Below are 11,657 nucleotides of genomic sequence, written 5' to 3'. Positions count from 1 at the left end.
CACGGTCCTTCCGAACTTCCGGACTTCCGAACTTCCGAATGCGGAACAGCGGTCGACTGGCGGTGGATTCAGGGCTTGACCGCGATCCGGCCCTCGTCCATGCGCAGCATGAGCAGCCGTTCGCCCGTCTTCTCCAGGAACTCGTCCACGGCCTGGCGGGAGCCCTGCCAGTAGCCGTAGTCGTCGATGAGCAGCACACCGCCGCTCACCAGCCGGGGGTAGAGAAACTCCAGTTCATGCTTGGTGGAGGCGTACCAGTCGGTGTCCAGGCGCAGGATGGAGATCCGCTCCGGCGCCTGCTGCGGCACGGTGTCCTCGACCATGCCCTGCACGTAGTGCACCCGCTCGCCGGGGTAGGGCACCTGCTCGAAGCCCGCCTGTACGTCCTCCAGCGAGGCGATGGCCCAGATCGGCCGGTCCTTGCCCTGCGCCGCGAGCAGGTCCTCGGCGGACTTGCCGTCGCGCCGCAGATCCTCGGCGGTGGGCGGCGGCATTCCCTCGAAGGTGTCGAAGAGATGCAGGCCGCGGTCCGTCTCGCCGAGGGCGAGCAGCGTCTTGGCGCAGGCCTGCATCGAGCCGCCGCGCCAGACTCCGCACTCGACGATGTCACCGGGGATGTTGTGCCGTACGACATGGCGGGTGGCGAGGATGAAGGCGTTGAGCCGTTCCGGGGAGGTCATCGTGTACGGCTTGACCGCGCGGATGATCGACTTCGCCTCGTCGTCGTAGTCGGCGGGGAGCGCCGCCGCTTTGGGCTTCGGCTTCGGCTTGGGCTGCGCCGGTGCCTGTGCCCCGGCCTTCGCGGTGGCCGGCCGGTCCGGCGCCGGTACGGCGGCGGGCGCCGACGTCGCCGACCGCGGAGCGGGGACCGGGAGCCGCCTGAGCTGATATCCGGTGAGCTTTTCGAGTGCGCCGTTCACTGCGCTTCGCCATGCCATGCCGACGGACGGTACGCGCAGAACTCAGCAGATGTCACCTTTCGTCAACTCCCGCTTGGTTATGCCTCTTTCGTGTTTTTCTTTGCCGTTACGGGCTGCGCGGCTCCGGGCTGTGCCTCCGGGGACGGCGCGGGTACGAGGGGGGCGGCGGGGGTCTTGGCGGGGGCGCCCCGGCCGCGGCGGTCGCGACCGGCGACCGGCTCGGGCAGCGGAACGGAGTCGACGCCGCCGACGCGGTTGGCGTACCGGACGGTCAGTTCACGTACCGCGTACTCCCACACCCGCCGCCTCGGCCGGCGCGGCCTGCGGAACACCCCGACCGAGTCGCCCCAGTAGGCGCGCTTGCCGTCGATGGCGGCGTAGTCGAAGCGGATGCCCCTCATCGGCGGGAAGTCCGTGTAGGCCTCGGCCAGTTCGAGTCCGGCGAAGGCGGCCATGGCCCTGAACCCGTCGGGGTAGTACCGCCAGCAGTCCTGCGCGTCGTGCACATGGCCGCGCGAGGGCGCCGTGACGAACGCCAGCCCGCCGGGCCGCAGGACGCGCGAGATCTCCATCATCGACGCCCAGAAGAACGGGATGTGCTCGAAGGCCTGGCCGGAGAGCACGAAGTCGGCGGTCCGGGACCGCACCGGGATGCGGTACGGCCGGGGCATCACGATATCGACGTTGGGACCGTCGAGCACGTCGACGCCGATGTACTCGACATCGCGCCCGTCGAGCAGACCGCGGTGGGTGAGCGACTGGTTGGGCGAGATGCGCGAGCCCAGGTCGACCACCCGGTGGCGGCCGGACGCGGGCATGTACTCCTTGACGCAGAGCTCCATCTGCTCGTACGCGGACTTGTGCACGGTGACTCACTTTCAAATCCGGCTCGTTGGGTGCGGCGCTCCCCCGACGCCGGTCACGTCTCGTCTCCCGACGTTCGAGGACATCAACGCCCGTACGGCCGTATGGTCACGTGATCACCCGTCGGCCCGACCGGTCAGTTCGCGGTCGCCCCCGCCGGGTCGCCCGGCTCCGTCTCCTCCCCCGGACCTGGCCGGCCTCCGGGCGCCTGCCCGCCTCCGGGTGCCGTTTCGCCCACCCCCGGTTTGCCGAGGGCCGCTCCGTCCAGCGGGACCGTCGCGGCGACGGTCGCCTTCGCCGGGGCCGCCAGCAGCTTCCGGTAGACCCCGTCGAGGATGTCGGCCTGCGTCTCCCAGGTCCACTGCTCCAGCAGTCCCGGGCGGTCGTACGCCTTGCGGTAGGCGGCCGGATCGTCGAGCACGGCCCGCGCCGCCCGTACGAAGTCGGCCGTGTCCTCGGCCCGGAACACCTCGCCCTGCCCGGTCTCGCGCACCTTCGCGGCCATGGTGCGTACGTCGCTGACGACGATGGGCAGCCGGGCGCGCGCGTACTCCATGAACTTGGTGATCAGGGCGAGTTCATGGTTCGGCCAGTGGTGGATAGGGATGACGCCGATGTCGGCGGGGGCCAGGAAGGGCACGATCTGCCAGTGCGGTACGTACGGCAGCGGGTGGACGCGGTCGGCGACACCGAGCTCCGCCGCGTGGTCCAGCACCTTGCGTACGACCCACCCGTCGGGCGCGGGGACGATGAGCGCCGCGTGCGCGCCCGGCAGTTGGGGCAGCGCCTCGATGAGGGTGGCGAGCCCGCGCTGCGGGGCGAGGGCGCCGCTGTAGACCAGCAGCGGCGTGGCGGCGTCGATGCCGCACAACTCCCGCAGATCCGGGACCGGTTCATGGGCCCGCCCGGCGGGCGGGCCGGCGTCCGGGGCGTTGAGCACGACGACGGGCGTCCGGGGCAGCCGGTGCTCCTTGTGAAGCAGCTCGGCCAGCGTCTGGGAGACGGTGACGACGGCGTCCGCGCACCGCCCGTACTCCCGCTCGTGCGCGACATGGGCGGGCATCCAACGCCGGTATCCGGCACGGGGTTTGATGCCCGGCAGATACTCGTGCGCGTCCCACACGAGCTTCACGCTCCGGCCTCTGCCCCGCGCGCGGTGCACGGCACGGGCGGCGACTCCGATCATCCGGAAGTCGTTGGCGTGGATGAGGTCGGGTTCGAGTGCGTCGACGACGGGGCCGAAGGCGAACTCGTAGTCCCACAGATACGGTTCGAGTCTGCGCCAGCAGCGGTCGCCGAGCAGGGCGCGCCACATGGCCGTACGGAGTCGCTCGGGCAGCGAGTCCGGGTTGCGTCTGCCTTCCACCAGGGCGAGTTGGCGATGCCGGAAGCCGACCCAGCGGGCCAGGATCCGGGCCGCCGTACGGCGGATCAGGAATCTCCGGCCCTCGGCGGACCTGCGGGCCAGCAGATCGGCGCGCCAGGCCTTGACCCACTGCTTGCGGTGGTGGGCGATGCCGCCGCGCCGGTAGGCGAAGAGCCGGGGCAGAACGACTCTGCGGTAGTCCCTGCGGCGTTTGGCGAGGGTCATCACGACGGGGACCAGCTGGACTTGAGCGTCGCCGATGGTCCAGCGGTGCCGGTCGCGGTCCGGCGACTGGCCGAGCAGCACCACGTCCCAGCCGGCGTCGGCCATGGAGCGGGCGGCCTTCTGCACACGGGAGTCGCCGTTGACCGCGTTGTCGACGAGCATGACGACCCGCCCCCGGCCGCGTCCCCGGGCGCCCGCGGCGACCGGCTCCCGGGGCCGCCCGGAATCTGGTGTGGAAGCGACCGTCATGGCGCCCGTCCTTCGGCTCGTCCTCGCGCGTTCGGCTTCGCGCCCGTCTTCGCGGAGGGACCTGCCCTGGTCCGCCCCACCGGGCAACGAAGGTTCGTCCACCAGGGCTACGGAGGCGGGGGTCATGTCACCCGTACGGCGGCTGCGAGCGGCCGGGAGGGCGCGCATGGGCGCGAGGGGGAGCGCGTAGATGCGAAGGTGCGCGCGTTGACGCGCTCGTGCGCGTACGTGATGAGCGGGCGTACGTGATGAGCGGGCGTACGTGGTGAGCGTGAGGTCGCGCGTCGGGCCGGGCGGTTGGGATGCGGGCGGCGCGGCTCGATCAGGCGGTGCGGTCGCGGGTCAGCGCGGCGACCGCCGTGGTGGCGAGGTCGTCGAGATAGCCGGCGGGCAGGTCGCCCCGTACGACGACGAGACGCCAGTAGAGCGGACCCGCGATGAGGTCGAGCGCCCGGTCGGGGTCGGTGCCCTCGGGCAGTTCGCCGCGGGCGACCGCCTCGCGTACGACCACGGCCGCGATGCCCTTCTCCTTGTCCAGCAGCGCCGATTTGATCGCCTCGGAGATCTCCGGATGCCGGGCCGCCTCCACCAGCAGGTCGGGGATGACTCGGGAGGCCAGCGGGTGACGCAGCGCGTGCGACGCCACTTCGAGCAGGGCGCGTACGTCTCCGTACAGCGAACCGGTCGCGGGGACGGGCAGCCCCTGGGCCGCGACGGCGGAGACGAGGTCGAGCACCAGCGCCAGTTTGGACTTCCAGCGCCGGTAGACGGCGGTCTTGCCGACACCGGCCCGCCGGGCGATGCCCTCGATGGACATCCGCGCGAAGCCGACGGCGGCCAGCTCCTCGAAGACGGCGGAGCGGATGGCGTCGGTCACATCCTCACGGAGCACGGCGGCTCCCGCTGGGGCGCGGCGCGAGAGGCGGGGGTCCGTGGGCATGCCGACGAGCATAGCGTCATGGACGTCACGACGAAACGGTTGCGTTGCGACGTGCTTCCGCTCTAATCTCATCGTTACGACGAAACGGTCCCGTTCCGTCGGTCCGACCCTGCTATCCCCCACGCCGTCTTCGTTCGATGTCCCTCGTCGAAAGCGACCTCTGTGAGCCAGACGACCGCATCCCCCGCCCCGGTCCGGGCCCCCGAAGCACCACCGCGGGCATCGGCCCTTCCGCTCCCGGACGACCTGCGCGCGCTCGCCGCCCGGCACGGCCTGACCGAGAGCGGCGCCCGTCCCACGCTCCTCGCCTATCTGCGCGGGCTGTACTCCCGCCGCCACTTCGTCACCGCGCTCGCCACCGCCCGGCTCACCTCGCAGTACAGCCAGGCGAAGCTCGGCCAGCTCTGGCAGATCATGACGCCGCTGCTCAACGCGACGGTCTACTACTTCATCTTCGGCGTCCTGCTCAACACCAAGGACGGCGTGCCTGACTACGTCCCGTTCCTGGTCACCGGTGTCTTCATCTGGACGTTCACCGCCGGCACCATCACCGCGGGGACCCGCGCCGTGTCCGGCAACATCGGTCTCGTACGCGCCCTGCACTTCCCGCGTGCCTCGCTGCCCCTCGCGTTCGCCCTCCAGCAGTTGCAGCAGCTGATGTTCTCCCTGGGCGCGCTGACAGTCATCCTGGCCGTCTTCGAGCAGTACCCGAGGCCCGCCTGGCTGCTGGCCGTGCCCGCCCTCGCTCTCCAGACCGTGTTCAACACCGGGCTCGCGATGATCTTCGCCCGGCTGACCGCGTCGACGCCCGACATCGCGCAGCTGATGCCGTTCCTGCTCCGTACCTGGATGTACGCGTCCGGGGTGATGTGGAGCCTGGACACGGTGTTCAAGGACGAGGCCGTACCGCATCTGGTCCGGCTGGCGCTCGAATGCAACCCGGCGGCCGTCTACATCGACCTGATGCGCTTCGCGCTCATCGACAGTTTCACCGCCGGTCAGCTCCCGCCCCACGTCTGGCTGGTCGCCACCGGCTGGGCGGTGCTGGTCGGGGCCGGCGGATTCCTGTTCTTCTGGCAGGCGGAGGAGAAGTACGGCCGTGGCTGAGACCGAGCGTGTTCCGACCGTCGTCGTCGACGGCGTCCACATCACCTACAAGGTGCACGGCACCAAGGGCGGCAAGGGCAGCGCCACTTCGGCGCTGAGCCGGATCGTCTCGCGCCGGCCGGCCCCGGGAGTGCGCGAGGTGCACGCCGTACGGGGCGTGAGCTTCGTCGCGTACAAGGGCGAGGCCATCGGCCTCATCGGCTCCAACGGCTCGGGGAAGTCGACCCTCCTCAAGGCGGTCGCCGGTCTGCTGCCACCGAGCCGGGGCAACGTCTACACACGGGGCCAGCCCTCACTCCTCGGGGTCAACGCGGCGCTGATGAGCGATCTGACGGGCGAGCGCAACGTGATACTCGGCGGGCTCGCGATGGGCATGACGCGCGAGCAGGTCAGGAGCCGTTACGCCGACATCGTGGAGTTCTCCGGGATCAACGAGAAGGGCGACTTCATCACCCTGCCGATGCGCACCTACTCCTCCGGCATGGGCGCGCGGCTCCGCTTCTCCATCGCGGCGGCGAAAGCCCATGACGTGCTGCTGATCGACGAGGCACTGTCCACGGGGGACGCCCGGTTCCAGAAGCGGAGCAAGGAGCGCATCGCCGAGCTACGTGCGGAGGCGGGCACCGTCTTCCTGGTCAGCCACAGCAACAGGACGATCACCGAAACCTGCGACCGGGCGATCTGGCTGGAGTCGGGGACGCTGCGGATGGACGGGCCCGCGGCGGAAGTCGTCGCGGCGTACGAGGAGTTCACGGGCAAGAAGCCCGGCGGGAAGCCCGCCGCGAAGAAGCCCGCCACGCCCGCCCGGCCCATCACGTAGCGCCGTACGAAACGTCGTACAACGCGGGAGGGGCGCCCGGCTCCGGCCGGCGCCCCTCCCCTCACTCATGTGCCGTTACGCGTGCGTCCGCAGCAGCGTACGCATCGTCCGCATCGCGACCGACAGATTCGCCAGGTCGAAGGAGTCCGAACTCTGGATCTCCTCCAGCGTGGTGCGTGAACGCCCGAGGATCGCCGCGTTCTTCTGCTCCCACGCCTTGAAGCGCTCCTCCGGCGTCGACGTCCCGTTGCCGACGGACAGCACGTCCGACGCCAGGGCGGCGTGCGCCGCGTACAGGTCCTCGCGGATCGACGCGCGGGCCATGGACTGCCAGCGGTCGGCCCTCGGCAGCTCGATGATCCGGTCCATCAGCTGCGTGATCCGCAGCCGGTCACCGAGGTCGTAGTACACCTCGGCGACGGCCAGCGGGTCCTTGCCCGTACGGTCGGCGATCTGCACGATGTCGAGCGCCGGGAACGCCGCGGAGAATCCGGCGACCCGCAGCGCCAGCTTCTCGGGCACGCCCACCGAGGTGAGCTCCTCCACGATGTTCTGGTACCACTCCAGGTCGGCGCCGCGCAGGAGTCGTGGCAGCTGCCCCCACACCTGCTCCACGCCTTCGGAGAAGAACTCGACCGTCTCCGCGATCTCCACCGGCTGCGGCCGGTTGCCGAGCAGCCAGCGCGTGCCGCGCTCGACCAGTCGCCGTGAGTGGAGCCGGATCCGGGTCTGGACGTCGGCGCCGACGGTGTTGTCCAGCGCCTCGACCGCGTCCCACACCGGACCGAGACCGAAGATCTCCCGGGCGGCTGTCTGCGCCCGTACGATCTCCTCGATCGACGCCCCGGTCTCCTCGCGCAGGCGGTGCAGGAAGGTCGAACCTCCCGCGTTCACCGTGTCGTTGACCAGCACCGTCGTGATGATCTCGCGGCGCAGCGCGTGCGCGTCGATGTGCTCGGAGAACTTCTCGCGGAGCTGCGCGGGGAAGTACGCGTGCAGCAGCTTGCGCAGATACGGGTCGTCGGGGAGCTTCGTGGAGATCAGCTCGTCGGCGACGGTGATCTTGGTGTACGCGAGCAGGACGGCCAGCTCGGGCTGGGAGAGCCCCTTGCCGCCGTTGAGCAGTTCGCGGATCTGGCGGTCGGTCGGCAGGAATTCGAGCTGCCTGTTCAGGCTGCCGTCCCGTTCCAGCCGGCGCATGAACCGCTGGTGGGCGTGGAGCAGGGAGGGGGCCTGGAAGACCGCGTTGGCGAGCGCCACGTTCTGCGCGTAGTTGTTGCGCAGGACCAGCTTGCCGATCTCGTCGGTCATGGCCGCCAGCACCTTGTTGCGCTGCTTGACGGTCATGTCGCCTTCCTTGACAAGGCCGTTGAGCAGGATCTTGATGTTCACCTCGTGGTCGGAGGTGTCCACACCGGCGCTGTTGTCGATGGCGTCGGTGTTGATCTTGCCGCCCTGGCCGTCGGCGCCGCGCCGGGCGAACTCGATCCGGCCGAGCTGCGTCGCGCCCAGGTTTCCGCCCTCGCCGACGACCTTGGCCCGCACGTCCTCGCCGTTGATACGGATGGCGTCGTTGGCCTTGTCGCCCACATCCGCGTTCGACTCGGCGGACGACTTGATGTACGTACCGATGCCGCCGTTCCACATCAGGTCGACCGGGGCCTTGAGGATCGCCCGCATGAGATCGGCCGGCGTCAGCTTGGTCACGCCCGCCTCGATCCCGAGCGCCTCACGCACATGCGCGTTGACCGGGATCGACTTCGCGGTACGGGGGTGGATCCCGCCGCCCTGCGACAGCAGCGACTTGTCGTAGTCGGCCCAGGAGCTCCGCGGCAGCTCGAAGAGACGGCGGCGCTCGGCGAACGAGGTGGCCGCGTCCGGGTTCGGGTCGATGAAGATGTGCCGGTGGTCGAAGGCGGCGACCAGCCGGATGTGCTCGGAGAGCAGCATGCCGTTGCCGAAGACGTCACCGGACATGTCGCCGACGCCCGCGACGGTGAAGTCCTCGGTCTGGGTGTTGTGGCCCAGTTCGCGGAAGTGCCGCTCGACGGACTCCCAGGCGCCGCGCGCCGTGATGCCCATGCCCTTGTGGTCGTAGCCGGCGGAGCCGCCGGAGGCGAAGGCGTCGCCGAGCCAGAAGTCGTAGGCGATCGCGACCTCGTTGGCGATGTCGGAGAAGCTCGCGGTGCCCTTGTCGGCGGCGACGACCAGATAGGTGTCGTCCTCGTCGTGCCGCACGACGTCGGCCGGGGGCACGACCTCGCCGCCCACCAGGTTGTCGGTGATGTCGAGGAGGGCCGAGATGAACGTCTTGTAGGAGGCGATGCCCTCGGCCAGCCAGGCGTCCCGGTCCACGGCCGGGTCGGGGAGGTGCTTGGCGACGAAGCCGCCCTTGGCGCCGACGGGCACGATCACCGTGTTCTTGACCATCTGCGCCTTGACCAGACCCAGGATCTCCGTACGGAAGTCCTCACGCCGGTCGGACCAGCGCAGACCGCCGCGGGCGACCTTGCCGAAGCGCAGGTGCACGCCCTCGACCCGTGGCGAGTAGACCCAGATCTCGTACGCCGGGCGGGGCGCGGGCAGGTCGGGGATGGCCTGCGGGTCGAACTTCATCGACACGTAGGTGTGGTGCTTCTCGCCCGCGCCCCTGCGGCCTGTCCCGTCGTGCAGCTTGCTGGCGCTCTGGAAGAAGTTCGTCCGCAGCGTGGCCTTGATGACGGTGAGGAACGAGCGCAGGATGCGGTCCTCGTCGAGGCTGGCGACCTGGTCGAGGGCGCCGGTCAGCTCTTCGAGAAGCCCCTCGATGAGCTCCGTGCCGGCCCGCTGGCGGTTGGGCGCCATCCGGGCCTCGAAGAGGGAGATCAGCAGCCGGGTGGTGTGGACGTTGTTACGGAGGGTGTCCTCCATGTAGTCCTGGCTGAAGGTCGCGCCCGCCTGGCGCAGATACTTCGCGTAGGCGCGGAGCACCATCGCCTCGCGCCAGTTGAGCCCGGCGCGCAGGACGAGGGAGTTGAAGCCGTCGTTCTCCGCCTCGCCCGTCCAGACGGCCGCGAAGGCGTCCTGGAAGCGTTCGCGGGCGTCCTCGGCGAGGTGGTCGTCCTTGGCGTGACCGCTGTCGCCGTACGGCATGCGCAGCCCGAAGTCGTAGATCCAGGCGTGCGCGCGGTCGGAGCAGCGCAGCTCGTACGGCCGCTCGTCCACGACCTCCACGCCGAGCTGCTGGAGGACCGGCAGGACGGCGGAGAGGGAGACCTGCTCGCCGGTGCGGTAGATCTTGAAACGACGCTCGCCGGGGCCGGCGCCGACCGGCTCGTAGAGGGAGAGCGCGAAGTCCTGCTCCTCCCGGCTGAGCTCCTCCACCCGGACGAGGTCGGCGACAGCGGCGCGCGGTGAGTGGTCGGCCTTGTAGCCCTCGGGGAAGGCGTTGCCGTAGCGGCGCAGCAGCTCGGCGCCGCGCTCCTCGCCCAGCTCGGCGTTGAGCGCCTCACCGAAGCCGTCGGCCCAGGAGCGGGCGGCCTCGACGAGCCGCGCCTCGATGCGGTCGACGTCCGGGTCGGTGAGCCCGGCCAGCTCGGTGCCCTGCGGAACGCGTACGACGAAGTGGAGCCGGGACAGGATCGATTCGGTGTTCCAGGCGGTGAAGTCGACGCTGGTGCCGCCGAGCTCCTCCTTGAGGATGTCGATCAGGCGCAGCCGGACGCCGGTGGTGTAGCGGTCGCGCGGCAGGTAGATGAGGGCGGAGTAGTAACGCCCGTACTCGTCCTGGCGGAGGTAGAGGCGCAGCCGGCGCCGCTCCTGGAGGTACAGGACGCTGGTGACGATGGAGCGCAGTTGGTCGACGGGCGTCTGGAACAGCTCGTCGCGCGGGTACGTCTCCAGGATCTGCATCAGGTCGCGGCCGTCGTGGCTGTTCGGCGAGAAGCCGGCGCCCGCCAGGACCTCGGCGACCTTGCGCCGTACGACGGGCACGCGGCGTACGGACTCGGTGTACGCCGCCGAGGAGAAGAGTCCCAGGAAGCGGCGCTCGCCGACGACGTTGCCCTTGTCGTCGAACTTCTTCACGCCGACGTAGTCGAGATAGCTCGGACGGTGCACGGTGGAGCGGCTGTTGGCCTTCGTCAGGACGAGCAGCTTGTGCTCGCGGGCCTTGGCACGCGCGTCGGCCGGGAGCCGGTTGAACGACGGGCTCACCGGGTGGGCCTCGTCGTCGGTGTGTTTCGGGTCGGAGCGCAGGATGCCGAGGCCGGTGCCGGGGACGGCGGTCAGGGCGTCGTCGCCCGTCAGTTCGTACTCGCGGTAGCCGAGGAAGGTGAAGTGGTTGTCGGCGAGCCAGCGCAGCAGCTCGCGGGCCTCTTCGACCTCCTGGTCGCGCAGGTCGTCCGCGGTCGGCTCGTTCGGCAGCTCGTCCGCGATGCGCAGCGCGGACTTGCGCATCTTCTCCCAGTCCTCGACGGCCTCGCGGGCGTCGGAGAGGACGCGCAGCAGGTCGGAGGTGATCTGCTTGAGGTCGGAGCGGTCGGTCTCGCGGTCGATCTCGACGTGGATCCAGGACTCGATCAGGGTGTCGTGGGTCAGCTCGGCGCCCTCGGTACGGGCCTCGGGAAGGATCTCGATGAGCTTGCCGGTGATATCGCGGCGCACCAGGATCTGCGGGTGGATGACGGCGTGGATGCCGCGGTTCTGCCGGGAGAGCTCGTTGGTGACCGAGTCGACCAGGAACGGCATGTCGTCGGTGACGACCTCGACGACCGTGTGCGTGCATGTCCAGCCGTTCTCCTCGACGGTCGGCGTGTGGACCCGCACGTTGGCCGTGCCCTGCGGGCGATTCTCGGCCAGCCGGTAGTGGGAGAGCGCCGCGCCGTAGATGTCGACCGGATCGCGGTCGGCGAGGTCGTCCGGGGCGGTGTGCAGGTAGTACCTGTGGAGGAAGGCGAGCAGCGCCTCGTTGTCCGGATGCTTCTCGTCGTACGTACCGTCGTCGGTCGCCGTCGCGGCCGAGTTGTTCCGGGAGGCGCCCCCCAGACCCCCAGCCCCCCCGGCTGGGCTGTTCTCAGCGACCCGTGCCGCCCGTGCGAGCAGCTCGGCCTTGGCTTCGTCCAGCTTGGTCTGCATGTCCTCTGGCTCCTGTCGCGCGCCATTGCGTGACGTCGATGAAAGAAGCGG

7 protein-coding genes are annotated in these 11,657 nt (G+C 70.0%); 2 read left to right on the top strand and 5 right to left on the bottom strand.

Features of this window, described 5'->3' with window-relative positions; genetic code table 11:
• Positions 1–68: 68 nt before the first annotated feature.
• From ACIBBB_RS33660 to ACIBBB_RS33645, 4 genes are all read right to left on the bottom strand, one after another.
• Complete coding sequence (locus ACIBBB_RS33660) at positions 69–938, bottom strand: TylF/MycF/NovP-related O-methyltransferase (RefSeq protein WP_398988814.1); 870 nt, start codon at positions 936–938, stop codon at positions 69–71.
• Positions 939–997: 59 nt separating this feature from the next.
• Positions 998–1,786 carry a methyltransferase domain-containing protein gene (locus tag ACIBBB_RS33655; RefSeq protein WP_398988812.1) on the bottom strand — a complete coding sequence of 263 codons (789 nt, stop codon included), beginning with the start codon at positions 1,784–1,786 and terminating at the stop codon, positions 998–1,000.
• Positions 1,787–1,920: 134 nt separating this feature from the next.
• Positions 1,921–3,624, bottom strand: coding sequence for a glycosyltransferase family 4 protein (locus tag ACIBBB_RS33650; RefSeq protein ID WP_398988810.1), 1,704 nt, complete (start codon positions 3,622–3,624; stop codon positions 1,921–1,923).
• A 322-nt stretch (positions 3,625–3,946) separates the two neighbouring features.
• Positions 3,947–4,564 (bottom strand): TetR/AcrR family transcriptional regulator, encoded by a 618-nt coding sequence (locus ACIBBB_RS33645; RefSeq protein WP_398988808.1) that lies wholly within the window; start codon positions 4,562–4,564, stop codon positions 3,947–3,949.
• Positions 4,565–4,726: 162 nt separating this feature from the next.
• Here ACIBBB_RS33645 and ACIBBB_RS33640 point away from each other — a divergent pair, with 162 nt between their 5' ends.
• Both ACIBBB_RS33640 and ACIBBB_RS33635 read left to right on the top strand, forming a co-directional pair.
• Complete coding sequence (locus ACIBBB_RS33640) at positions 4,727–5,671, top strand: ABC transporter permease (RefSeq protein WP_398988806.1); 945 nt, start codon at positions 4,727–4,729, stop codon at positions 5,669–5,671.
• A complete protein-coding gene (locus tag ACIBBB_RS33635) occupies positions 5,664–6,491 on the top strand; it encodes an ABC transporter ATP-binding protein (RefSeq protein ID WP_398988804.1) in 828 nt (275 codons plus the stop codon). Before ACIBBB_RS33640 ends, ACIBBB_RS33635 begins: the two co-directional genes overlap by 8 nt.
• A gap of 75 nt (positions 6,492–6,566) precedes the next feature.
• On the opposite strand, the gene ACIBBB_RS33630 is transcribed toward ACIBBB_RS33635, so the two are convergent.
• Entirely contained in the window at positions 6,567–11,606 is a 5,040-nt protein-coding gene (locus ACIBBB_RS33630; RefSeq protein ID WP_398988802.1) for an NAD-glutamate dehydrogenase, read from the bottom strand.
• Positions 11,607–11,657 lie beyond the last annotated feature (51 nt).

The sequence above is a fragment of the Streptomyces sp. NPDC051217 genome, assembly GCF_044455465.1.
Taxonomy (GTDB): domain Bacteria; phylum Actinomycetota; class Actinomycetes; order Streptomycetales; family Streptomycetaceae; genus Streptomyces.
The sequence above is the reverse complement of the archived record's forward strand: the minus strand, read 5'-3'. Positions and strand labels throughout refer to the sequence as shown.